A 22,332-nucleotide genomic window follows, 5' to 3' on the forward strand; every position below is an offset into this window, starting at 1 on the left:
GAAGTCTGGTGGGTTGGGGCAAACGGTTCTGTACAAGATGCCTATTGGTACGAAGGGGCAAACTGGCAGCGATTTGAGTTAGCGCCAGCAGGCAGCGCTTCAACTAATGGTAGTATCACCGCTGTATCCCGCATTCCAGGCAGCATGGAAGTCTGGTGGGTTGGGGCAAACGGTTCTGTACAAGATGCCTATTGGTACGAAGGGGCAAACTGGCAGCGATTTGAGTTAGCGCCAGCAGGCAGAGCTTCAACTAATGGTAGTATCACAGCTGTATCCCGCATTCCAGGCAGCATGGAAGTCTGGTGGGTTGGGGCAAACGGTTCTGTACAAGATGCCTATTGGTATGGATGAAGCAAAGCCATTAACGAAGTTATAAGCTGCGTAGCAGCTTACTAGATTAATTACTTAATCTAGTATTATACAATGAAGCTGCGTAACAGCTTACTTAACCTCTTTAATACTTAAATCGTCTCTAACAACTTACAATTGTGCAAAATAATCTGTATTCTTTACTACAAAATTAGATGCGCTTACCCTGATTGATGACGTTCTTTGGTGTAATCTCGTTTACCAGGACTGAAATATTGAATAAACTGAATAGTATCAGCAACTCCCAGAGAATTGAAAAAGAGGCAAGGGGGCAGAGAGCTATTAGCTGGGGGGATAATTCAAATGGAATCCTAATTTTTGGAGTTCAACAGTACGGTATTCAATGAAGGCGCTATTAATAACTTTGATTTTAGCAATGAAGAGAGTTTTCTGACGTTTTGTAGTCTTTCTAAATCAGATGTTTGGTTTAATTCAGTGATTAAAGCATTGCTATTGATAAGTTTCTAAATCTCTGATTGACATTGACTGAGAATTGTCAGAACTGCTTGTGCTTCTAAATAAATACGGGATTGTGTCTGGTCATCAAACAGACGATTCAAACAACAAGCATTGCTGTTAGATTTTATCTTGTTTGCTCATAGTGTTTTATCAATGTAATTTCATAAGTAATTTCTAAAATCTGCACTTATGCAACCAGAAAAACAAATAGTCTGATTGCAAACTTCAGCCAAAATGGTAGTTATTGTTACACCCAATCATAAAAAGTGCGGATAACATGAGAAAAATCTCCCCTAGAGGGAAGGTGAGGGAAAACTGTTGCTCTTTGTGTCTTACTAGCAGCTTTCTCAAGGGATGACTTGTTAAGTAATTATCCCGTAGTGGATAAAACTTAATTACACTTTGTCTCAAGTATTAGGTAAAAAAATACCCAACAAAGCTGAGGTATGGCTTGACAAAAGTCTGCCATTATGCATTAGTTATTAGCTAAAAGCAAAGGAGTTTGCAATGCATCGACAAATGTGCTGGTTATCTAAGTCTGGTGGCGATGGAGAGAAAATTTTGTATTTGCAGGCAGAACCCAATCAGCCTTGGCGTCCCTACACAGCTTTTGGACATTTTGCAGTCCCAGATTATCAAATACCAGGTGGTTCTAAAGGTTGGGCAACTTATCAAAAACTTCTCAAAGCAGGTTGGACACTAGTACCTAGCGCACGGGCAAACGAGTTTGGTGGCAGCAGCTACGCAGAGTCAACAATTCAAAATCAATAGACAGACGCGATTAATCGCGTCTGTACAGGAATTAGGAGTTATTATTCTCCTTGTCTCACAATCCTTTTGGGGAACCTTCACCGCGAGGATCAGCCGCCCCTTCTAAAGTTCCATCGGCTGTAACCGCGATCGCGTTACCATTACCCCAAGGAGCAGTTTCCTTAATTTTATGCCCCCGACGGCGTAAGTCTTGCACAGTCAGAGCATCCAAACCCCAGGATTCAACGCGCAATTCATCGGGAAGCCATTGATGATGTATGCGTGGAACAGAAACAGCCGCACCAACATCCATGTTGTATTCCAGCACATTCAGGATCACTTGTAAAACCTGGGTGATGATCGTGCTACCACCAGGCGCACCTGCTGCCATGCGGAAATGACCGCTTTCTGTGACAATTGTCGGAGTCATGCTGGATAGAGGAGTTTTGCAGGGGGCAATGCTGTTGGCATCGTTACCAACCAAACCAAAGGCATTAGGCACTCCTGGCGCAGCAGCAAAATCATCCATCTCATTGTTGAGGACAATTCCAGTTCCCGGTGTCACCACACCAGCACCAAAAATCAGGTTAACCGTGAAAGTCAGACTTACGGCGTTGCGTTCTTCATCCACAACAGTAAGATGAGTAGTTTCAGGAGATTCATACCGAGTCGCGTGCAGTTTAAGAGATTGAGCAGATAACGGAATGATATTTTCTTCTAAACTCTGATTATTAGCTTGACTAAAACGTTGTAGTGTTTCTTTATCTACTGGCTTGACCTCGGTCGAGGGTCGAGCCACTTGCATATTAATTTCTTGACGGCGTTTTTTGGCGTAAGCTGGACTGAGCAGTTCTTGTACAGGAACTTTGACAAAATCAGGATCGCCTAAATATTCTGAGCGATCGGCGTAAGCAATCTTCATTGCTTCTACCATTAAATGTATAGCATCGGGATGATGCCATCCCAAAGATTTTAAATCAGTGTCACCGATAATATTTAAAATCTGCAATAGATGAACGCCTCCCGATGATGGTGGTGGCATTGAGCAAATTTTAGCTTTACGAAAATTCCCACAAACGGGAGTGCGCCAGATTGGTTTATAGGCTTTCAGGTCTTCTAGAGTAATTAAACCACCATTTTTTACCATATCAGAAGCGATCGCCCGAGCAATACTTCCGGTATAAAAACTTTGGGGATTTTCGGCAATTGCTGTTAAGGTGCGGGCCAAATCACTTTGCACCAGCTTGTCACCAGATTTGTAAAATTCGCCGTTGCGAGTGAAAATTTCCCGCGCCGCTGGATTGTTGAGAATTGTTTGCTTGCGAGGGTCGTTGGTTTGTAGAGAATGCCAAGTTTCCCCAGTACGAAGAATAAAACCATATGCAGCGAGTGCGATCGCAGGTTTCATTACCTCTTGCCAAGGTAGCTTACCATAGCGACGATGCACTTCATAAAGTCCCGCCACCGTTCCTGGTGTCCCTACTGCTAAATAACCATTAATACTTGCATTCGGACGCACCTTTCCTTCTGCGTCAAGATACATATTTCTTGTAGCTTTCAGGGGTGCGCGTTCGCGAAAATCTAGGGCTTTGATATCACCTGTTTTTTCAGAATGCATCAACAAAAATCCGCCGCCGCCGATTCCGGCTGAAAAAGGCTCAACTACAGAAATTGCAAAGGTTGTGGCTACGGCTGCATCCACTGCATTACCACCTTTGCGTAACATAGAAATTCCTGCCTCACTTGCTAGGGGATGGGCTGAAACCACCATTCCCTTTTTGCTGCGTAGGGGTAAAGTCAAGGCGGCTGATGCGACTTGGCTGTAAAGTAAGACGCTGACGGAAAAGATTGCTAGCGCAACTCGCTTGGGTTTGACAACAGTAAGCATTTTTAGTTTAGTTTTTGAGGCGATACAATTTTTTCCTAAAATATTATACTTGTTTAGCATCTTGTTGTGAGATTATTAATATGATTTAAGAAATGTACAGTCCTGATGAATGCTATGTTAATCAAAACAAGTAAGACATTTTTCAAAGCTTTAACTATTGGATTATGTATCTCTAGCGGAAGCGTTCTCTCTCAGACATTACCGCTTTCCTCTAACTTAGTAGGTTTTAATACGCCTGAAGGTGAAAATTTATTATTTCAGAGTAAATCAAAAGAAGACTTCTTTCCACTGAGTATGCAATTCACCACTCAAAATAATCAAGCATATTGTGGTGTTGCTAGTATGGTTATGATCCTGAATAGTCTACAAATTCCAGCACCAGAAGTACCCCAGTACAAGCCATATCGAGTATTTACTCAAGAAAACTTTTTTAATAATGATAATACAAAAAAAGTGTTAACACCTGAAACTGTGTCTCATCAAGGTATGACTCTAGACCAGTTAGGGAAATTACTAGCCAGCTACGGTGTTAAAGTTAATGTTTACCATGCTGCTGACACTAGTTTAGAGGAGTTCCGCAAACAAGCGGCAGAAAATTTAAAACAACCGCAAAATTTCGTTTTAGTAAACTATCTACGCAAAAAAATTGGTCAAGAGAAAGGTGGGCATATTTCTCCTTTAGCAGCATATAATGAGCAAACAGATAGATTTTTAATTCTTGATGTTTCTCGTTACAAGTATCCACCAGTTTGGGTAAAAACAACAGATTTATGGAAAGCAATGCTTACAAATGATCCCTCATCAAAAAAAAGTCGTGGCTTTGTATTTGTAAGCAAAAGCCCTTGAGATAACAATCTGTTCATTGAATTCAGTAATCCAGTAATCGCCTATCCTCCATGTAAACAATGCGATCGGCAATATCTAAAATGTCAATATGGATACCGTAATTACACCACAAAGAATCCAGTTACCACCTGGCGCAGTGTTGAAACTGTTGGGAAACTGGCAAGACTATCAAGTATTAAGTCAGCAATTAGGCGATCGCTCTTCGCCTCGGATAAAATATCGGACTGGGGAGATTTTGCTGATGGCACCCCTACCAGAGCATGGAAGAGATGTGAGCTTGTTAGCAGATATTGCTAAGGTTTTGCTGGATCATTTAGAGCAAAGATATGACTCATTTACGCCCATTACCATGAGCTTGCCAGAGATTAGTGGTATTGAACCAGACTATTGCTTTTACATTGAAAATTGGAGAGCAGTAGTAGGCAAAAAAAGAATTGATTGGCAGTCAGATCCACCACCAGATTTAGCAATTGAAATAGATGTTATAAGCTACACCGACATTAATGATTACTTGCCTTATCGAGTCCCAGAGGTCTGGATATTAAAAAGTAATCGGTTATTAATTTATAGATTACTTTTAGAAACTTATGTGCTTACAGAAAGCAACTACTTTTCTAACGTTAGAGAAATAGTGCAGCAATGTCTCCAAATTGCAAACGAGCAAACAACAAGTGAAGCGATTAAATGGTTAAGGAACTTTTTGCGTGGACAACAGTAGACAGGCAATAAGGAAACTGGTACAGGCGATGTTTACGACGGGATACGCCTACGCATCTTATCTATCCTTGAAATCAACCTAGTCCCTTGGATTTACGAAACTCGCGCACAACATCTTTAATATCTTGCAGTTCACCCTCAACTAAATAGTTTAATTGTCGCATTTCATCTGCCGAAATCTTTCCGGCAAGTGAGGCGATCGCTGTTCTTAATTCGGGATATTTTTTTAAAGTTTCTTGTCGGACAATTGGTGTAGCTTCGTAAGGAGGAAAATATTTTTTATCATCCGTTAGTACAACTAAGCCCAAGCGAGAAATCTGTCCGTCAGTGGAACTACCTGCTACCATATCCACCTGTTTTTGAATCAAAGCTCGATATATTAAACCCAAGTCCATGATTTGGGGTGGTTTAGCAAAACGCAAATCGTAAGTTTTAGCTAATCCTGGAAAACCATCTTCCCGTTCCAAAAACTCGTAACCGAAACCACCACGCCACTGAGGTGTATATTGAGTAGCTTGGGAGAGAGTTTGAATGTTGTAGCGTTTGGCATCATCACCCCGGACAATCATCGCAAAAGTATTTTCAAAACCCAAGCTTGGCATTACTTCCAGATTGAATTGTTGGGCATAAGCTTGCTTTAATCTTTCATAAACTTCTTTGGTATCCTTAACTGCTTTTTGCTTCAAAATCCCAGTAAAAGCTGTACCTGTATACTCAATATATGCGTCAATTTTGCCAGCAGTAATAGCGCTATGACAAACAAAAGAACCACCCAAACGGAAACGACGATCCACTTTTAAATTAGTTGTTGCCTCAATTTGCTGTGCTAAAAGTTCTCCTAAAATATCTTGTTCAGTAAAATCTTTGGAAGCAACGATAATATTACCATTGCTGCTACTATTTAAATTCGGCGTGCAGCTAGTGACTACCAGTAACAAAGCACAAGTAAAAAAACAGAATGCAAAAAATCTTTTCATTATTAGCTTAATTTTTAATTTTTAATTTATTCTCTAACCAGCCAATTGCAAAGTCAGCCAGTAATGCAATTCCCGCCGCTGGAACTGCACCAGCTAAAATTAACTGATCATTTACTACTGATATGCCGCGAAAAATAAACACTCCTAAACCACCAGCACCAATTGCTGCTGCAATAGTTGCAATCCCAATAGCAATTACTGTTGCTACTCTCACTCCTGCTAAAATCACTCCCATAGCTAAGGGAATTTCAACTTGCAATAACAATTGTCTATCTGTCATCCCCATCCCTCTCCCAGCTTCCCGAATAGCTGGATCGACGCTAGTTATCCCTGTGTAGGTGTTACGAATTATCGGCAGCAGAGAATATACAATCAGGGCAACAATTGCTGGTACTGCGCCAATTCCGCCAATTATGGGAACCGGAATCAGTAAGCCAAACAGTGCCAAACTAGGAATAGTTTGGAGAATATTCGCTATGCCGAGAATTGGTTGGCGGAGATAGGTTTTGCGTGTAATCAAAATACCTAATGGAATGCCTACAAGTATGGCAATTCCAATCGCGATTCCTACCAAAAATAAGTGTTCTAGAGTATGCTGAAGAATTTCTGGGGCATACTTAACGAGGAAGAAATTTTTCATAAATTGTCTTGGAAGGAACGCAGACATTGGAGAAAAGCTAGGCTTTCTGGGTGTTGCGATCGCATAAATTCATCTGTTGTCCCCAATACTACCAATTCTCCCCCATACATTAAACCAATTCTCGATGCCAAAACCAAGGCTTCTTGAATATCGTGGGTGACAAACACAACTGTTTTGCCTAACTCTTGCTGCAAACGCCGAAACTCTTGTTGAAGTTCTAGCCGTGTAATTGGATCAAGTGCGCCAAAGGGTTCATCCATCAACAACACTGGCGGATCTGCTGCTAAAGCCCTAGCTACACCGACTCTTTGCCTTTGTCCTCCCGAAAGTTCGTGTGGGTAACGCCCTGCGAATTGTGCTGGTTCTAAGCCTACTAATTGCAACAATTCATAAACTCGCGTTTTAATTTGTTTCGGTTGCCAACCTTCCAAAGCCGGGACTAAACCTACATTGCGTTCTACAGTGAAATGGGGAAATAAACCAATTTCTTGAATTACGTAACCAATTTTTCGCCGCAGTTTAATTTCATCCCATTCAGTTGTCGGAATACTATCAAATAAAACTTCGCCTTGTGTGGGTGTGAATAGGCGATTAATTAACTTCATTGTCGTAGTTTTGCCACTTCCACTGCGTCCAAGTAATACGAGTGCTTCTCCTTGGTGAATGGTGAAATTGAGATTTGACACCAATGGACGATGATTGCGACTAAAGGTGACATCGCGGAATTCGACAGCAGTTTGGTTATTTTGCGGCATGGGAGACTTTTAGTATAGGCATGTATCACATTCTTTGCTGATTTTGCTATTATGCTAACGCCTTCTTTGCCCTATTCCGATTTTGTAAATACTGCCAAGAATTGCCTTAAGGCTTTACAGTAGGGGAAGATCAGAAAGTACGGGCAGAAGAAAGCAATAAATATAACAGTTGATAATAACTCAGAAATGTTGAATGTTAATAAAAGTCTGATAAAAATAGCCCAAAAATATCATATTTTGGGCGAAGGATTAAAATATATTAGTTTGATTGTAATCATAAACTCATTCCCAAAAATTGTCAAAGATATTCTGAAAAGACTGCCAAAAAACAATCATCCAGTATTGAACAATCGTCTGTTCTTCAAGTGCTGGCTATCCTCTGCTCTGGATCACGCCAAAGCTACAACCTGAGAACTTGGTGCATCGTAGCCCAAGTTAATTCCCATAATGCAGCGCGAATAACTATCAATAACTGTTGTTAACCAAGAACGACTAAGAATTTTGCCATGCTGAGCTACTAATAAAACATCAACAAGGCTGTGGTTGCATTGCCAAACTTGGTTACTATGTTCTATCTGTAAATCTTTTCCATCACGGGTTTTAACTGATAAGCGCGAACCACGCCAACCCGGACTGTGAATACTTTTAGCTTGCTCAATTTTATCTATGAATGGTTGCAAAATTCGGTAAACTGTCATGTGGAAAGAAGGTTTAACTCCCAGTTGATCAGCTCTGGCCTTAGCTTTGATAAATACCTGTTGGCGAGTCATCCTTTTACTTCCCTTATTACCCTGCTTATAGGTATTCAAAATAAACTCTTGCCAGTTTTCATCAACTCGATGCTTCCTTTTATCCAACCGTTGATTTTGCGCCAGTCCAGCCAAACCCTCCTGTTCCCATTTCTCTACTAGCCGTCGTCCTGTACATACTAACTTACCAAGCTTTTCTGCCGCTTCCTTGAGCTTTTGAGTATATGTAGTGCGATCGCTATTTTCTAAAAGACTTTGAATCACCTCCATTTTCAACAAAGCTTCTGAAGCTGACTTTGATAGCGCCTGGATACAACCCCAGATGCGATTCTGATTTCTCAATTTTTTATATGGCGATCGCTTGCGTTGGCTCACTACTAAAAGCGATACTGACTGGGGTATTGTCATCAGTCGATTTTATAGCAATGCTTGCGATCGCTGCTGCTGGACATGGTGTTACCTGATTTGGTTGAGCAAAGATAGCCTCAGTGCTGCTTGGACATCTACCGATATTGCTTGGGAAGAGGATTTAGAACCAATCAGCGAGGAAACAAACTTATGAATCCTCATCTACTCAAGCAGTGAGAGCAAGATTTGATTCAACTTTACAGTTACTGTCAATTGGGAATGACTCCCAAGCAGTTTTACTCCAAGTGGCAGGTGAACACGAAGAAATTGCTCAGATTTCCTCTGGTTCCCTTTCCACCGTTCGGCGCTGGTTTGCTAGAGGCAAAAACTACCGCTGCCCAATGCCTACCGATTTACGCCACTTGGCGCTGATGAACTTTTTGCTCGAACACTTTGAGGATATCCCCAAAGAACTTTTGCAGAAGATGTGTTTTCCAGACAAGAGTGAGTAGGAATTGAATCTAATTTCAATATCATTCTGATATTTCTTGCCAGCCACCGTCACAGTAGGCTGGCTTTTGTCTTGGAAATTACAGATTTTACGAGAAGAATTCGATGACTTATCTTGAAAAGCTCAATCCTTGGTGTATTATGCGGCTTCAAACTAATATGCAAAACCAAGTTGTAGCTCGTTTTCGTCGGTGCAGTGATGCAGAAGCTCATCTACAAGTTTTATGCCGACTCATCCCCAACGTGAGTTTTACATTGATTTTCAATGTGGTGCTGGAACAGCAAGACCAAACTGCATAAAATACTACTTGCAAAACTTAATACCTTCCTCAATTGCCGAAATGCCTCTTAGTAGCGATCGCCACTGTTAATATTGATTAACAGATTCTTCCAGAATTGGTGTGGGTATATTTTGGCAGTTTGAGGATTTACGATGGCAAGCCTATCGATACTGGACATCGAAGAACTAGCAGAGGGCTGTGACGTTGAGGCCAAACGGGCATCAGGTAGGGATGGACAAGGTGAACTACCTAAAAGTTTCTTTGAGTCTTATTCCGCAATGGCTAACACCTACGGTGGTGTTATTTTTTTAGGTATTGAAGAAAAACCTAAAGGGAAATTTAGTCTCACAGGTATTGCCGTTCCAGATCACGTCCTCAAAACCCTTTGGGATGGGCTTAATAATCGCCAGCGAATCAGTATTAATTTGCTGACTGATAAAATGGTCGAAGTAATCGCAGTACAAGATAAGCAAGTAATTCGCATTGCCGTTCCGCGAGCCAAGCGATCGCAGCGTCCAGTGTATGTAGGGCAAAATCCTTTAACAGGTAGTTATCGAAGGAACTACGAGGGAGATTACCTTTGTGATGAAGAAACTGTTAAACGGATGCTGGCAGAACAAGTGGAGGAAGTGCGGGATGCTCGGTTACTCGAAAACTACGGTTTTGATGATATTGACCCGAATACGCTTAAAGCATACCGAAATCAATTTAAAGCTACTAAACCCGATCATCCTTGGCTCGATCAAGATGATAAGGAATTTTTACAATCCATTGGGGGTTGGCTACGCGATCGCCAAACAAGCAAAGAAGGATTGACTGTAGCAGGTTTGTTGATGTTTGGTAAACTCCCGTCAATCCTTGAGGGAGTGCCTCACTATGTAGTGGACTATCAAGAGCGTCCAGAGCCAAGAACAGAGGCTCGCTGGGTAGATCGTGTCACTACAGACGGAACGTGGTCAGGCAACCTTTATGATTTTTATCGCCGGGTAATCCAAAAGCTTTTTTCAGACCTCAAAGTTCCCTTCAAACTCAAAGGTGCAAAACGAGTAGACGATACACCAGTACATGAAGCCTTACGTGAAGCGTTAATAAACACACTAATCCATGCAGACTATACAGGGCGAGTGCCAATACAGATTATTAAACTCCCCGATATGTTCTTATTTCGCAACCCTGGAGTCATGCGACTGCCTCTTGAAGATGCATTACGAGGTGGTACAAGTGATTGCCGTAATCGTAAATTGCAGAAAATGTTTCAGCTTATTGGTTTTAGTGACCAAGCAGGTTCAGGTATTCCCAAAATTTATTGGAATTGGAAACGAGAACATTGGCGATCACCTGATTTGTTGGACAAAGTTGAACCCGATCAAACAATCTTGAGAATGCTTATGGTAAACGTGTTACCAGAAGAAACTCTCAAAGAGCTTGATGAGCGTTTTGGCTCTTCATTTAGAGAGTTATCTCATGACCAGCAACTTGCTTTAGCAACAGTAGCAATTGAGGGCAAGGTTACCCATACTCGACTCAAGTCGATGACAACAACTCATCCCCATGATTTAACAAAGGCTTTATGTGCGCTAGTAAAAGATGGTTTACTAGGCTCTGCTGGTGCTACTCGTGGCACATTTTACTTTTTTCTGGGAGAAGCACCAGACGCGGAAGTTGATTTGGTTGCTCAAAGCTATAGGTTAGTAGAACAAACCAGTCCGGATGATTTTTTCTCAGAACTAATAGCGGATGAAACCACCTCCGATGATTTGAGGTCAAGCTCCGATGATTTGGGGTTAAGCTCCGATGATTTGGGGTTAAGCTCCGATGATTTGGGGTCAAGCTCCGATGATTTGGGGTTAAGCTCCGATGATTTGGGGTTAAGCTCCAATGATTTGGAGTTAAGCTCCAATGATTTGGGGTTAAGCTCCGATGATTGGGAATCACTAATGGCGATCGCAGCAACTGTCAGAAATAAGGGCAAGGTATCAACAGATATCTTGGAAGCAACAATTCTCAAGCTTTGCCAAGGAAGGTTTTTGAACCATAAACAACTTCAAGAGTTATTAAATCGTTCACATAACACATTACGCCTTGGCTACTTGAGCAAGATGCAAAAGAAAGGTCAACTGGAATTACGATACCCTGAGAAACCTACTCACCCCAATCAGGGATATCGCACCAAAAAGTCAAGCAGTAATGATTTTTAGGATTTAAGGGCTTTTTTGATACTTAGTAATCTCTGCAAACGATGTTCGATACCTATGACAACACCCATTTTCCCAAAGAGCAGGGATTTTAAACTTAGCCCCACACTTTAGACATTTGGAAAGTAAACATAAATTGTGGCGATCGCACTCACACAACATCAACATTAGGAATAAACTGGCGATCGCGCATTTTCGACAACCAGAAAAATTCTCCTGGAGGCTTGGTTAATTTCACGCTTTTTTCTGGTATTTTTACTAGCCTGTCTGTATCTACTTCTACCACAGATGCGATCGCATGGCTTACTCTCTGAAAGGTGTTTATGTCATACTTACAAAACTTACTAATTACTAAAATCCGAGCGACTTTAAGTAGTATACTGAAGGTTCACCAGAAGACCTAAGTTTGAGGTGAGAAACTGAGGAAGAAAATAAAGCATAATTTAGGCTACAAATAGTTGCGATCGCTTAACTCCGATGGAAGCATCTCAAGTTTGCAAGAACATCAAATCTTCTGAAGATGGAGTTCGCCCATCTTCAGAAGATTTGAGTTTACCCTCGGCTGCAAAGTTATATCCTTCAAAGGCAGGGGAAAAATTTAGATGCATTCAAAGAGATGAAAAATTAGAAATTAAAAAAATTCTTTCCCAGTCCTCAATCCCTTTTTATTGCAAAATATTTCTAAATTTAGTAGTAGTAAAGTGAGTTTTGAAGGAGTATTTATGTCACAGTTGGAGCAAGCAGTGCCAAACACCTTTGTAGCCAAGAGCTTAGAAATCCCCAATATTTTCGACCGGGTTGAGGCTCTGGCCAAGGACTTTGCCACCCGTGCAGGGGCACACGACAAAGATGGTTCCTTTCCCTTCGAGAATTTTACAGCTTTGCATGAGGCAGGATTACTTAGCCTCACCATTCCCCGGGAATTAGGTGGTCAGGGTTTAGGGCTACCAACTATCTGCCGAGTCATTGAAGGGATAGCGCGTGGCGATGCTTCAACTGCGTTAGTACTGACAATGCACTATCTCCAACATGCCCATGCAGCCCGTAGCCGTCGCTGGCATCCAGAAGTATATAAGCGGCTGTGTCGTGAATCGATTGAAGGCGTTGCTTTGCTCAATGCGGCCCGTGTCGAACCTGAGTTAGGGACGCCAGCTAGAGGTGGATTGCCTGCCACAATTGCCGAACGGACAACGGAGGGTTGGCGTTTAACAGGCCACAAGCAATACACCACGGGCAGTCCCATTCTCAGCTACTTTGTTGTTTGGGCCCGGACAACTGAGGATGAACCACAAGTTGGAAGTTTTCTGGTTCCACGCGATCTGCCCGGTTTGCAAATTGTCGAAACCTGGGATCACTTAGGGATGAGAGCTACAGGCAGCCACGATCTGATTTTGGAGAATGTATTAATTCCCTCAGAGTATGCCTTAAATATCAGTCCCATATCTGCTGCACCATCCTTTGATCCGCTAATTTCGACTTGGGGCAGTTTGACATTGACTGCCTTATATCTCGGTGTTGCTACTAGTGCGCGAGACTGGCTTGCTAAATATCTGTGGGAGCGATCGCCTTCTAATCTCAAAGAGCCACTGGCAACTCTGCCACGCTTCCAAACTGCTGTGGGTGAGATAGAAGCACTGCTGTTTGCTAACAATAGATTGATTTATAGCTTGGCTGAAGATATTGACAAGGACGAGTATCAGCCTAACGTAGGATTACAGGCACAAGCTGTTAAATACCTTACTACAACTAACTCGATTCGGGCTGTAGAGATTGCCTTAGAACTGACTGGTAATCCTGGTCTATTAAAAAGGAATCCTTTAGAGCGTCACTACCGTGACGTTCTGTGCAGCCGTATCCATACACCGCAAAATGATGTTATTTGCCAATCATTAGGGAAGTCGGTGCTGAAAGTCAAGTGATTGGGGATCGAGGATTGGGGATTGAGTAAGAGTTTTAGCAATGCCCAATGCCTAAGCCTCGATACTTAGTACTTTGTCAAATGCTGCACTTAACGATCGCATGATTAAAAGTATTGTCCCATAGAGGTTTCACACTAACCTTAGCTGGGAGGACACCAGCTTTCGCAAAGGTGTCAGCTACCTCTTGCTGTGAGGCGATCGCTTCATCGGAGGTAGGGAAAACCTTAACATGGCGTTGTTTTTCTTCCTACTTTGCTTGTTCTAGGACAATGCTTTCATCTATGCCGATAGCTGAAGCATAACTTTTTGCCCAGGTTTCCAAATTCGATTCGCGCCAAGCTTGCGACTTTTTAATCCTACAGAGGAAGTCAGCGATGTCTACGACGGGCTGCGCCTACGCAGCATTTTTACCTGGATTTGCGAGCGCACTGGGAGCGCCTTCGGCGTGATGGTCTACACCTTCACAGGCATCAACGCTGTGCTCCAGATGAAAATGCGTGACTATTTCGTGCAGGGACGCTGCGGCTGGGTCTGGCTGCACGAAAAAGGGACAAGGAGCATGAAGTTCCTTGTCACCACAATCTAGAACGGTATCTCGATGAATATATCGCCGCCGCCAGCATCGGCTCAGATCCGGATGGCCCTCTATTCTGCACCATCGGCAGTAAGACCAGCACACAGCAACGCATGTAGCAGGAGGACGCTTATCGCATGTTCAAGTTATTTTTACATAACTCCTTAGGTTAATGCTTGCAGCCACCCTCAGAACAAGTTTGTGCAGTCATAAAATCCCGTACAATATATATCTGCTAGCAGTAGCAGAAACTTCATACTGGAGAAAACCGGGAACGAGGTGATTTTTACAGTAGTTCTATAGTATTTTTGGTGCAAGTCTGTCTTAGGGTTCACACGATGAAACAGCTCCTCAAACAAGTATTTAGCAGTCAAAAACACCTGATCCGGCTAGTTCTACCTTTGGTGACGGTTATTTTAGCAGCCTCGCTATTTGCCGCACCAGCTTTTGCCACAGGTGTGTATCAAATACCCAACCTCACAGCAGGGAATAACACTTGGGTTTTGGATCAAGCTGAAGTCATCAGCCGTCTGAATGAAGGTAAGATTAGCAGTGCTTTTGAGGATTTGGCAAAACAAACAGATAAGGAAGTTAGAATTGTTACTGTTCGCCGCCTCGACTATGGTGAAACACCGGAAAGCTTCACCAAAGAGCTGTTTGAAAAATGGTTTCCCACAAAATCAGTCCAAGCTAATCAAACCTTATTGGTTATTGATACGGTTACCAATGGTACTGCCATTATTACTGGGGATCAAGTAAAGCCTTTACTCACTGACTCTATTGCCGAGAGTGTAGCTACTGAAACAGTAAGTGTGCCGTTACGCAATGGTAACAAATACAATCAGGCATTTCTAGATGCAAGCGATCGCCTCGTCGCCGTCCTCTCTGGCAAACCTGATCCAGGCCCACCCAAAATAATTGACAATGTACAGGTAGAAGGCACCTTCAAGAAAGCAGAAGAAACTAACCAAGGTAACGCTACTGCTTGGGTAGTAGGATTGTTAATTGCCGCCACCGTTATCCCAATGGCGACTTACTACATCTATCAGATAAATCAGCCATCATCTGATGGGTAATGAGAGATTTAGGAGTTAGGAGTTGGGAGTTAGGAATTTCTAACTCTTAACTCCTCACTTTTAACTTTAATCTTGAACATACTCTTGCTCTGTGACTAAAGCCACCTCAGCCCGGAGAAATTCTCGACCCAAATAAGCTGCATGATTTAATTGAGTTACAGGAGGGGGCTGAGTTTCTTCAAAAATCTTCACGCAAAGTTCTTTCGCCGTCCTCGCACTAAAAACCGTCGTGTAAGTTCGTTCTACCTTTTCTCGTGCAGGAATTACCTTTCCCGTTTGTGGATCGACAGCTAAACCACGTTCATCAATCACATTTGTAAAATGCTTGGCATAAATTAACCCTGTGTCTCGATCCAAGTAAATAATGAAATATCCACCGGGATCAAGGTCAATATGACGCTGGGAAAGTTTATCATCAATTGCGGCTAAATCTTCAACTATTAAATCCATAAACATTATAAAAAGAAATTTTCTTTCTTGAGGGTTTTTACACTCTACATCAAGTGTAATTCCTATCTTCCTTAGTCTTCTTGATATCTTTCAGATATTTTTGATTCCTTTTACTTAAAAGAAAATTAAAGAATTAGACTCAACTATTCCGAATAGTGCCATCTGACATGATGGTGTTACGAAAAGTAGTGCGACGCAAACTAGATCCTTCCAAATTGGCTCCAGTCAAGTTAGCTTCTCAGAAGTCGCATCCCCCCAAATTAGTTCCGCTCAAGTTAGCCCCAATTAAATTAGCCTTATGGAACCTAGTGTTGTGAAATCTCGCTCCTCTAAGATCGGCATTAGTCAGGTTAGCAACATCGAGACGAGCACGTCGCAAGTCTGCTCCTATAAGATCGGCTTTGGTCAGATCAGTACCATCCAGACAGGCTTCAAACAATTTGGCATTAACCAAATTAACTCTTTTCAAAATAGCACTAGCCAGATAGAATTCCTCCATATCATTCCCAGTCAAGTCAGCACCACTCAGGTCAATCCCCGACAAATCCCCGTCCAACTTGAATCCAGCAAAGTTTCTTTCCCCAGCAGCACATCTTCTAATCAACTCATCACGATTCACACGATCCATAAATATTTTCCTGAACTTATTAGGACTTACGCAGTGATGTTACGAAAGTAGTTCCTTTTCCTCAAGCATTTTTCTCACTAAATGGCAACTCCGCATTAATTGCCTCAATCTCCTGCTGTTCAAGTTGATTCACTTCCTTAATATAGGGACGGATAATTTGTCCTAAACGATTATTGTAAAAGCGGTGCAGACTATGATTAGGCATAGCGGGGAAACCGCGCCGTTTTTTGTGACGCCCACCCGCGCCAGGGTCAAAATTTTGGATTCCGTTAGCGATCGCCCACTCAATCGGCGCATAATAGCAAGCATCAAAATGTAAGCAATCTATTTCTTGAAAACTCCCCCAGTAGCGTCCATAGAGTTTGTCACCTTTAAACAAACAAAAGGACATTCCTAAAGGATAAGAATTATCTTGTTCGCTATATGCAGCAACAAATAAGACTCGATGGCGATAATCATTGTGTAGCTGCTCAAAAAACCTCTGCGTAAGATACTTGCTACCCCACCAGCCAAACTTATCACAGGTGTCAGCATAGAACTGGTGCATCAAAGGAAATAAAGACTGAGGAATTTGATCACCACTCAGCGGTTGCAATCGTAAACCTGCTTTCTCCACAGCTTTGCGTTCCCGCTTGATATTGCGGCGCTGATTGGCGTTGAAAACTTTCAAGTAGTCATCAAAAGTTTTAAACCCAGCATTTTCCCAAACGTAACTGTGGTGCAGCCAAGTTGTAAAGCCATGCCGTTCCAGCATCGGACGCCATTGGGGATCAACGTAAAGAAAATGACACCCTGAAATCCGATTTTTGGAGCAAAAAGTGTCAATTTCATGCACCATCATTGCTGTGATTTCATCTTCATCTTCTCCTGGGGCAATTAAGAACCGATAACCTTCAGCGGGAGTAAATGGTGTCATTCCCAGCAATTTTGGATAATACTGGACTCCGATGCGATCGGCTAACTCTGCCCATTGGTGATCGAAAATAAATTCGCCAGAACTATGTCCTTTGAGATAAAGTGGCGCAGCTGCAATCAGCGTTCTATCTCGCCACAATGTCAAGTGATTTGGCAACCAACCAGCTTTAGCCGTAGCACTCTGGGAGGTTTCGAGATTGTTCAGCCACTCCCATTCTAAAAACGGCGTTTTGAGTGGCATTGCCAAAGCATTCCAGGCATTTTGGGCTACTTCAGCAATTTTGTTCGTCCAAACGACAGAATAGCGAGGCTTAAGTTGTTCCACCATTGTCTGGCTTTTTTTAGGAGAGTAAGGAGTGGGGATCAGTAAGAGGCAGGGGGGCAGGGGAGCAGGGGAAGCAGAGGGAGCAAAGAGGGGATAAGAAGTAATTTTAATTCTCCCCCTTGCCCCCTGCCTCTTGTGCCCAATGCCCAATAACTTTACTTAGCGTAATCTAATCTGCTGGTCGTTGCAGGCGATAGTGCAAAAACACTTCTTGCTCAACTGTATGAACTTCTAGAAGTTGCAACTTAGGAGCTAAATCGGATAAAAATCCTTTCCCTGCAACGGGTGTGGGTGCGGTATTACCACCTAAAATCAGCGGACAGACAGTCAGCCATAATTCATCAATTAAATCTAATTCCAGCAAGGAAGCGACTAATTCACCTCCACCCAAGACCACCAAGCGTGTTATATGTAGAGTGGCTAGATGCTTCAAAGCTGCGGGAATGTCAATTTCTCGCGTTGGTGTTTCAAAAACCAGAATCTGCTCAAATTCTGGAGGGCACTCCTGTGCTCCGGTTCCCAAAATTGAGGGAAGTGTCTGTAAGCGTCCTTTCCATGAAAGTGCTCCCGCTGTTGTCGTGAGTAGCCAGCGTCTAACTGGTTGCTTAAAAAAGTGAATTTCCGGATTAAGGTTTGCAGAGCGTGTAGTCACTATATGAACTGGCTGCAAAGGCTTCTCTCCTTGCACCCGATGTTGCACTAGAGTTGGATCTGTTATGGTAAGTGTTGTTCCGTAGGCCCTCAGAGTATCAGCACCGAATAAAACGGCATCAGAGGCGGCGATTTGTTTTTCTAAGTGTGCTTTATCAACCCTTGAGCCAAACCGAGCAGGCGATCGCCTAAAATCTGCTATCTTGCCATCTGCACTCATTGCTAAAACAACTGTAGTATGAGGACGATGTTGCAACATTGGATTGATTTGATAGTTTTAATGCTTTCTTTGCTAGTGTGTAAATTCTCAAAAAGAATCCATGCCTGCAAGCTACTGTTTTACAATTTTACCACTGGATTCATATGCAACACAAATTGCTTTTCCATTTAGCATATATGAGTTTTGGTATACCACGTTTCTTTTTGAATTATATCAATTTGTTATTTTTAAACATTGAAAATAAAATTCTGATAATTTAATAAAATGTCTCATCTAGCTCGTGTAATTGCATATCTTTGCTGTTGTGGTTTGCAGATGCAAAGTGAGACACTCGATGACTAATTCCCGCCAATCTTCCTTTCGTCGAATTTTAGTAACGAGAATATTGCTTCTGTTCGTTCCAGTTTTACTTATAGGCGAGATTGTTGCCTTGAATAAGGCACGTTCTAGCATATTGGGAACTGCACGTCAAAATTTAACAGAAAGCGCCATCAATAAAGGGCAGAGAATTGGAGATGCGATCGCTATCTTAAAAGCTAATTTGCTGAGTGTAAGTAAAACAACGGTGATTCCGTCGCCTATACAAGAGCAAGAAATTCTCACGCAGTTAAGGCAACAACTTCCAGTCAGTATTGAGTGCATTCAATTAACGAATCTGCTAAACCAAAAAATAATTGCCAGTAGCTGTGGGGATCAAGCAATTGGAGAATTGAGATTACCTTTACCTAGTGACGGAATTGATGTCAAAGCAATCTTTCCGCCAAAGACAGGAATAACTGGAAAAAGATCCACACAAAATCAACTGCAATTAGTGTTATCTGCACCAGTCTCCAATAGCCGAAGAAATTTAATTTACAGCTTAAGTATTCAGTCTGCATTGTACCAACAAATCAGAAATCCGCCGGGATCGCTCACAGGGGCTATGGTAGTGATTGCTGAAGACGGCACAATTTTGGCGCATCCATTCAGAGACTGGGTGGGAACTAATATTAATCAGCACCCAAATGCTTCCCAACTCAAGAGCATAATTAAAAATGCAATTGCAGGACGAAACGATTCGATAAATTTATCTTTCACACAGGGGAAAGAATCAGTAGCTGGCTATACAGCCATTGCAAATCCACTCACCCAACAGCAGCAGGAAAAATGGATAGTCTTAGCTGTTACGAGTGTCGAGAATGCGCTTTTTGGTTTAGAGGAAATCAAACTAATTCTCATCGTTTTGACAGTTGGTTTGATTGGTGCAAGTTTGTTAGCATCCCTATATCTAGCCCCTTATTTGGCACGTCCTGTAGAAGAATTGCGAGACTACGCTCTCAACATTCACTCTCACCATGCCGCACAACCAGTTCCGCACAATTTTCAAATCCGGGAATTCAATCAACTGGCCCAAGCATTAGACCAAATGGTAGAACGGCTGAAAGCTGGGGCAGAAGAATTGGAAATAGCTTGGAAAGAAGCAAAAACTGCTAACCAAATTAAAAGCCAGTTTTTGGCTACGACTTCCCATGAATTGAGAAACCCATTAAATATTATTATTAACTGTATTCGCCTGGTTGAAGATGGCTTATGTGATGACCGGGAAGAAGAAATGGACTTTCTCAAACGTGCCGATGAAACAACGATTCACTTGCTAGGTATTATTAATGATTTACTCGACATTTCTAAAATCGAAGCAGGTAAACTTTCAGTAGTCATGATCCCGATTGACCTCCGACAAATATTGTTAGAGGTGATTAATTTACAATCAGTTAATGTTCAACAAAAAGGCTTGCAGTTGAAATGTGAGTTAGATCCCCAAGTAATACCAATTAAGGCAGACGCAGCAAAACTGAAGCAGGTGCTGATTAATGTTATCGGCAACGCCACTAAATTCACGGACACAGGAAGCATCACCATTGCTACAGAAATTGAATATAGTAATGGTAAATCTCAGGTGGTAGTCGCTGTCAAAGATACAGGTATAGGCATTGATCCAACTCAACAGCACAAACTATTTCGCCCCTTTGTGATGGTGAATGGCACAACCACGCGCCAGTTTGAAGGTACTGGACTGGGACTAGCAATTTCACGAAACTTAATTGAACTCATGGGAGGCAGCATTACTCTTGAGAGTGCGGGACTTCATCAAGGTACGACACTGAAGGTTACCTTACCTTTGATTGATATCTCACTGTTACCTGTTTCAAAGAAAGAAGGAAATGTAGGGGATGTTGGATTTTCTTCTGGGAATGACGGGGTAAACGTAAGCCGCCACCCTAGCCTACAGGAGTCAGCGGCAAGTCCCTCTTTGGAAATAAACAATTCTGTGAAAGCAGAGGTAGACAAAGAGATGTTCCCTAAGTCCCTGCTGCTACTTGGGAAGGAAACTTGCGAGATTCGTCTTTCGCCGCTGCAAACTATTCTGGTAAGTCTTCCAAAAAAAGGAGTTTGTGCGAATGGGACTTTCAAGAGCTAATTTAGTGAAAAGTCCATATTCAAGAGTCACTAGTTACTACTTTTGAACCTTGACAATCATTCAGAAAAACAAGTTTGCCACCTTGCCCAAGAGATACTGTTAGAGCAGCAAGAATTTCTACTAACTCAGTGCCTACCCAGCCAGATGAAATCTCTGAGGAAGTATTGTTGAGAATACTTCAAAAGCTATCTGCTAGTCGTGACTTTTAACCAATTTTATCAGCTGTAGTACTGCTAGCAACTAGTAAATATAGCTCCAAACCATAAACTCTAGCTAATTAGGCGAGAATGCGATCGCTCACCAACACCGAAGGAATTACCACAAAATCACCTTTTTGGCGATCGCTTTACCCCGAATTATTCATCAACGCGATCGCTATGGTTTTGACGATGATTTAGAAGCGTTACTAAATAACCAAGACAAAAGATTTGCAACTGTAGCAGCCCCAAAAGAGAACAGCGCAATAATTGCATCACGAGGTAAAACGCCATCTAACCAGCTACCCTGTATTCTAGAAACTGGAAAATCTGGATCTAGACCAATTTGAATCTCTTTAGTTTTCCCAGAAAAGCGGGCTTCTATACCCTTTTTGGGGACAATTTCCAGATGGCGTATTTCTTGAATGTTTAGAGGATTTTTAATAGGATCAAGTTTGTCACCCATGAGAAACTGATTTTTCTTAATCTCCTGTTCCTGTCCTACCATGCGGATTTTACCTTCTACAATAGTAGAATTTTCTAAATCGTCTCTGGCATCTTTACCAGGTATATCTAAATTTATAAATTTCACATCTTTGGTTTTTATCTTTCCTCTAAACCATTCTTCTGATTCATATTTGGGAGCTTTGGCTAGGGTAATATAAAACTTGGTATTTGGCGCAATGTTTAGGTTAAGTTGTTGATTATCTGGATTAACAATAAATTCTAGTGGTGTTTGCTTATCTGGTTGATTTGGTAATTTTAAATCTGATGGTAATTCATATCCTTCTAATATAGCCCTGATTGGTTGTTTACCTAAATCTAGTTCTAATGTATTTTGGTTGTTTTTTAAGTCTAATTTAGAGTTATATTGCAGGAAAAAAACAAGTTGAGTGCGGAAAAAATCATAACTTAATCCAGCTACTTTTGTATTGGGTTGCAGCCGGAGTTCTTTTAGGGTTATTAGATTGTTTTTATCACTTGTTGCTTGCAGATTATTTGGAGCGATAATCCATCTACTATCGTTATCTTTAAGGTCGATTATTAAAGAGTGTAACTGATTAAGTTCTGGCCAAGTTTCACATTGAAAATCGCCTGTAAAAGTCAGGGTTTGTCTGCCATCATTTTCTAGTTCTTTAATGCCGCTAATATTTTGAAGAAAGAGTTTTGATTCTTCTCCGTTATAGGTAAAAGTCATTTCTTGAGCAATGATATTACCTTCAAATGTATGAGTCCCAGGTACAATAGCGGCAAAGGTGACGATAGTTAATAATAAAAGTAACAGCAACACCAACAATGCATTTTGATGGTTTGAAAGAGTTCTTAGTAAGCGTTTCAGTACTGAAATACTTACTACAAACAAAGCAACTAGAGATGTTTTCAGAAAATTCAACCATTGGCGAATTTTAATGAGATCGGGAAACTTTTGTTTGGC

At 41.8% G+C, this 22,332-nt stretch carries 24 protein-coding genes and 3 pseudogenes; 14 read left to right on the forward strand and 13 right to left on the reverse strand.

Annotated features, from left to right (window positions below; genetic code table 11):
* On the forward strand, positions 1 to 351 hold a 351-nt coding region (locus tag V7K48_RS32845; RefSeq protein WP_335079225.1), incomplete at its 5' end, for a hypothetical protein.
* Positions 352 to 1,335: 984 nt separating this feature from the next.
* On the forward strand, positions 1,336 to 1,599 hold the full coding sequence (locus V7K48_RS32850; RefSeq protein ID WP_335079227.1) for a hypothetical protein: 264 nt from the start codon (positions 1,336 to 1,338) through the stop codon (positions 1,597 to 1,599).
* A gap of 55 nt (positions 1,600 to 1,654) precedes the next feature.
* Here the strand turns inward: V7K48_RS32850 and ggt are convergent, their stop codons facing one another.
* A complete protein-coding gene (ggt, locus tag V7K48_RS32855; protein ID WP_335079229.1) occupies positions 1,655 to 3,466 on the reverse strand; it encodes a gamma-glutamyltransferase in 1,812 nt (603 codons plus the stop codon).
* Between the two features lie 105 nt (positions 3,467 to 3,571).
* Here ggt and V7K48_RS32860 point away from each other — a divergent pair, with 105 nt between their 5' ends.
* Both V7K48_RS32860 and V7K48_RS32865 read left to right on the forward strand, forming a co-directional pair.
* Positions 3,572 to 4,312: a phytochelatin synthase family protein gene (locus V7K48_RS32860; protein WP_442949511.1), complete on the forward strand. Its 741-nt coding sequence runs from the start codon at positions 3,572 to 3,574 to the stop codon at positions 4,310 to 4,312.
* Positions 4,313 to 4,400: 88 nt separating this feature from the next.
* Positions 4,401 to 5,030 (forward strand): Uma2 family endonuclease, encoded by a 630-nt coding sequence (locus V7K48_RS32865; RefSeq protein ID WP_335079233.1) that lies wholly within the window; start codon positions 4,401 to 4,403, stop codon positions 5,028 to 5,030.
* 73 nt (positions 5,031 to 5,103) lie between these two features.
* Here the strand turns inward: V7K48_RS32865 and V7K48_RS32870 are convergent, their stop codons facing one another.
* The 3 genes from V7K48_RS32870 to V7K48_RS32880 are packed head-to-tail and all read right to left on the reverse strand — an operon-like array spanning position 5,104 to position 7,401.
* Positions 5,104 to 6,006 (reverse strand): glycine betaine ABC transporter substrate-binding protein, encoded by a 903-nt coding sequence (locus V7K48_RS32870; protein ID WP_335079235.1) that lies wholly within the window; start codon positions 6,004 to 6,006, stop codon positions 5,104 to 5,106.
* 7 nt (positions 6,007 to 6,013) lie between these two features.
* On the reverse strand, positions 6,014 to 6,646 hold the full coding sequence (locus tag V7K48_RS32875) for an ABC transporter permease (RefSeq protein WP_298904275.1): 633 nt from the start codon (positions 6,644 to 6,646) through the stop codon (positions 6,014 to 6,016).
* The gene (locus V7K48_RS32880; RefSeq protein ID WP_334864412.1) at positions 6,643 to 7,401 is read right to left on the reverse strand and encodes an ATP-binding cassette domain-containing protein; all 759 of its coding nucleotides are present in this window, start codon (positions 7,399 to 7,401) and stop codon (positions 6,643 to 6,645) included. The genes V7K48_RS32875 and V7K48_RS32880 overlap by 4 nt, the downstream gene beginning before the upstream one ends.
* 267 nt (positions 7,402 to 7,668) lie before the next feature.
* Here V7K48_RS32880 and V7K48_RS35335 point away from each other — a divergent pair.
* Positions 7,669 to 7,797: pseudogene (locus V7K48_RS35335) on the forward strand (IS4 family transposase); the annotation flags it as partial.
* Here V7K48_RS35335 and V7K48_RS32890 read toward each other — a convergent pair.
* Entirely contained in the window at positions 7,791 to 8,525 is a 735-nt protein-coding gene (locus V7K48_RS32890) for a helix-turn-helix domain-containing protein (RefSeq protein ID WP_335079238.1), read from the reverse strand. The pseudogene V7K48_RS35335 and the gene V7K48_RS32890 overlap by 7 nt on opposite strands.
* Here V7K48_RS32890 and V7K48_RS32895 point away from each other — a divergent pair.
* From V7K48_RS32895 to V7K48_RS32910, 4 genes and pseudogenes are all read left to right on the forward strand, one after another.
* Positions 8,512 to 8,712: a hypothetical protein gene (locus V7K48_RS32895; protein ID WP_335079240.1), complete on the forward strand. Its 201-nt coding sequence runs from the start codon at positions 8,512 to 8,514 to the stop codon at positions 8,710 to 8,712. The two genes, V7K48_RS32890 and V7K48_RS32895, sit on opposite strands and share 14 nt — an antisense overlap.
* 32 nt (positions 8,713 to 8,744) lie before the next feature.
* Positions 8,745 to 9,010 (forward strand): annotated as a pseudogene (locus tag V7K48_RS32900) (helix-turn-helix domain-containing protein).
* Positions 9,011 to 9,113: 103 nt separating this feature from the next.
* A complete protein-coding gene (locus tag V7K48_RS32905) occupies positions 9,114 to 9,308 on the forward strand; it encodes a hypothetical protein (protein WP_335079242.1) in 195 nt (64 codons plus the stop codon).
* Positions 9,309 to 9,441: 133 nt separating this feature from the next.
* Positions 9,442 to 11,487, forward strand: a complete 2,046-nt coding sequence (locus V7K48_RS32910) for an RNA-binding domain-containing protein (RefSeq protein WP_335079244.1) — start codon at positions 9,442 to 9,444, stop codon at positions 11,485 to 11,487.
* A gap of 148 nt (positions 11,488 to 11,635) precedes the next feature.
* Here the strand turns inward: V7K48_RS32910 and V7K48_RS32915 are convergent, their stop codons facing one another.
* Positions 11,636 to 11,770 carry a hypothetical protein gene (locus V7K48_RS32915; RefSeq protein WP_335079246.1) on the reverse strand — a complete coding sequence of 45 codons (135 nt, stop codon included), beginning with the start codon at positions 11,768 to 11,770 and terminating at the stop codon, positions 11,636 to 11,638.
* Positions 11,771 to 11,961: 191 nt separating this feature from the next.
* Between V7K48_RS32915 and V7K48_RS32920 the strand changes: the two genes are divergently transcribed.
* The 4 genes from V7K48_RS32920 to psb32 all read left to right on the forward strand — a co-directional run bounded on the left by V7K48_RS32920 (position 11,962) and on the right by psb32 (position 15,053).
* Positions 11,962 to 12,189: a hypothetical protein gene (locus tag V7K48_RS32920; RefSeq protein WP_335079248.1), complete on the forward strand. Its 228-nt coding sequence runs from the start codon at positions 11,962 to 11,964 to the stop codon at positions 12,187 to 12,189.
* 17 nt (positions 12,190 to 12,206) lie between these two features.
* The gene (locus V7K48_RS32925) at positions 12,207 to 13,403 is read left to right on the forward strand and encodes an acyl-CoA dehydrogenase family protein (RefSeq protein WP_335079250.1); all 1,197 of its coding nucleotides are present in this window, start codon (positions 12,207 to 12,209) and stop codon (positions 13,401 to 13,403) included.
* A gap of 340 nt (positions 13,404 to 13,743) precedes the next feature.
* On the forward strand, positions 13,744 to 13,989 hold the full coding sequence (locus V7K48_RS32930; RefSeq protein WP_335079252.1) for a hypothetical protein: 246 nt from the start codon (positions 13,744 to 13,746) through the stop codon (positions 13,987 to 13,989).
* A gap of 326 nt (positions 13,990 to 14,315) precedes the next feature.
* Positions 14,316 to 15,053 (forward strand): photosystem II repair protein Psb32, encoded by a 738-nt coding sequence (gene psb32 / locus V7K48_RS32935; RefSeq protein ID WP_335079254.1) that lies wholly within the window; start codon positions 14,316 to 14,318, stop codon positions 15,051 to 15,053.
* A 66-nt stretch (positions 15,054 to 15,119) separates the two neighbouring features.
* Here the strand turns inward: psb32 and V7K48_RS32940 are convergent, their stop codons facing one another.
* The 5 genes from V7K48_RS32940 to V7K48_RS32955 form a co-directional block, all read right to left on the reverse strand.
* Positions 15,120 to 15,503, reverse strand: a complete 384-nt coding sequence (locus tag V7K48_RS32940) for a DUF4346 domain-containing protein (protein WP_335079256.1) — start codon at positions 15,501 to 15,503, stop codon at positions 15,120 to 15,122.
* A gap of 139 nt (positions 15,504 to 15,642) precedes the next feature.
* Complete coding sequence (locus tag V7K48_RS35340) at positions 15,643 to 15,732, reverse strand: pentapeptide repeat-containing protein (protein ID WP_442949512.1); 90 nt, start codon at positions 15,730 to 15,732, stop codon at positions 15,643 to 15,645.
* A gap of 9 nt (positions 15,733 to 15,741) precedes the next feature.
* Positions 15,742 to 16,131 (reverse strand): pentapeptide repeat-containing protein, encoded by a 390-nt coding sequence (locus V7K48_RS32945; protein WP_335079258.1) that lies wholly within the window; start codon positions 16,129 to 16,131, stop codon positions 15,742 to 15,744.
* 61 nt (positions 16,132 to 16,192) lie between these two features.
* Positions 16,193 to 17,374: a GNAT family N-acetyltransferase gene (locus V7K48_RS32950; protein ID WP_335079260.1), complete on the reverse strand. Its 1,182-nt coding sequence runs from the start codon at positions 17,372 to 17,374 to the stop codon at positions 16,193 to 16,195.
* A 166-nt stretch (positions 17,375 to 17,540) separates the two neighbouring features.
* Positions 17,541 to 18,281 carry a RibD family protein gene (locus tag V7K48_RS32955; RefSeq protein WP_335079262.1) on the reverse strand — a complete coding sequence of 247 codons (741 nt, stop codon included), beginning with the start codon at positions 18,279 to 18,281 and terminating at the stop codon, positions 17,541 to 17,543.
* 295 nt (positions 18,282 to 18,576) lie between these two features.
* On the opposite strand from V7K48_RS32955, the gene V7K48_RS32960 reads away from it, so the two are divergent.
* Positions 18,577 to 20,700: a sensor histidine kinase gene (locus tag V7K48_RS32960; RefSeq protein ID WP_335079264.1), complete on the forward strand. Its 2,124-nt coding sequence runs from the start codon at positions 18,577 to 18,579 to the stop codon at positions 20,698 to 20,700.
* A 208-nt stretch (positions 20,701 to 20,908) separates the two neighbouring features.
* Here V7K48_RS32960 and V7K48_RS32965 read toward each other — a convergent pair.
* Positions 20,909 to 21,031 (reverse strand): annotated as a pseudogene (locus V7K48_RS32965) (ribonuclease III); the annotation flags it as partial.
* Between the two features lie 44 nt (positions 21,032 to 21,075).
* Positions 21,076 to 22,260 carry a hypothetical protein gene (locus V7K48_RS32970; protein WP_335079266.1) on the reverse strand — a complete coding sequence of 395 codons (1,185 nt, stop codon included), beginning with the start codon at positions 22,258 to 22,260 and terminating at the stop codon, positions 21,076 to 21,078.
* Positions 22,261 to 22,332 lie beyond the last annotated feature (72 nt).

This window comes from Nostoc sp. (assembly GCF_036919615.1).
In the GTDB taxonomy this organism is placed as follows: domain Bacteria; phylum Cyanobacteriota; class Cyanobacteriia; order Cyanobacteriales; family Nostocaceae; genus Nostoc.

What these genes read in the sequence shown, in the direction of transcription:
- ggt (WP_335079229.1), bottom strand. Translation starts at nt 3,466, where the DNA reads ATGCTTACTGTTGTCAAACCCAAGCGAGTTGCGCTAGCAATCTTTTCC.
- V7K48_RS32870 (WP_335079235.1), bottom strand. Translation starts at nt 6,006, where the DNA reads ATGAAAAGATTTTTTGCATTCTGTTTTTTTACTTGTGCTTTGTTACTG.
- V7K48_RS32850 (WP_335079227.1), top strand. Translation starts at nt 1,336, where the DNA reads ATGCATCGACAAATGTGCTGGTTATCTAAGTCTGGTGGCGATGGAGAG.
- V7K48_RS32960 (WP_335079264.1), top strand. Translation starts at nt 18,577, where the DNA reads ATGACTAATTCCCGCCAATCTTCCTTTCGTCGAATTTTAGTAACGAGA.
- V7K48_RS32920 (WP_335079248.1), top strand. Translation starts at nt 11,962, where the DNA reads ATGGAAGCATCTCAAGTTTGCAAGAACATCAAATCTTCTGAAGATGGA.
- V7K48_RS32860 (WP_442949511.1), top strand. Translation starts at nt 3,572, where the DNA reads ATGAATGCTATGTTAATCAAAACAAGTAAGACATTTTTCAAAGCTTTA.
- V7K48_RS32905 (WP_335079242.1), top strand. Translation starts at nt 9,114, where the DNA reads ATGACTTATCTTGAAAAGCTCAATCCTTGGTGTATTATGCGGCTTCAA.
- V7K48_RS32925 (WP_335079250.1), top strand. Translation starts at nt 12,207, where the DNA reads ATGTCACAGTTGGAGCAAGCAGTGCCAAACACCTTTGTAGCCAAGAGC.
- V7K48_RS32865 (WP_335079233.1), top strand. Translation starts at nt 4,401, where the DNA reads ATGGATACCGTAATTACACCACAAAGAATCCAGTTACCACCTGGCGCA.
- V7K48_RS32940 (WP_335079256.1), bottom strand. Translation starts at nt 15,503, where the DNA reads ATGGATTTAATAGTTGAAGATTTAGCCGCAATTGATGATAAACTTTCC.
- V7K48_RS32880 (WP_334864412.1), bottom strand. Translation starts at nt 7,401, where the DNA reads ATGCCGCAAAATAACCAAACTGCTGTCGAATTCCGCGATGTCACCTTT.
- V7K48_RS32910 (WP_335079244.1), top strand. Translation starts at nt 9,442, where the DNA reads ATGGCAAGCCTATCGATACTGGACATCGAAGAACTAGCAGAGGGCTGT.
- V7K48_RS32950 (WP_335079260.1), bottom strand. Translation starts at nt 17,374, where the DNA reads ATGGTGGAACAACTTAAGCCTCGCTATTCTGTCGTTTGGACGAACAAA.
- V7K48_RS32875 (WP_298904275.1), bottom strand. Translation starts at nt 6,646, where the DNA reads ATGAAAAATTTCTTCCTCGTTAAGTATGCCCCAGAAATTCTTCAGCAT.
- V7K48_RS32955 (WP_335079262.1), bottom strand. Translation starts at nt 18,281, where the DNA reads ATGTTGCAACATCGTCCTCATACTACAGTTGTTTTAGCAATGAGTGCA.
- V7K48_RS32945 (WP_335079258.1), bottom strand. Translation starts at nt 16,131, where the DNA reads ATGGATCGTGTGAATCGTGATGAGTTGATTAGAAGATGTGCTGCTGGG.
- psb32 (WP_335079254.1), top strand. Translation starts at nt 14,316, where the DNA reads ATGAAACAGCTCCTCAAACAAGTATTTAGCAGTCAAAAACACCTGATC.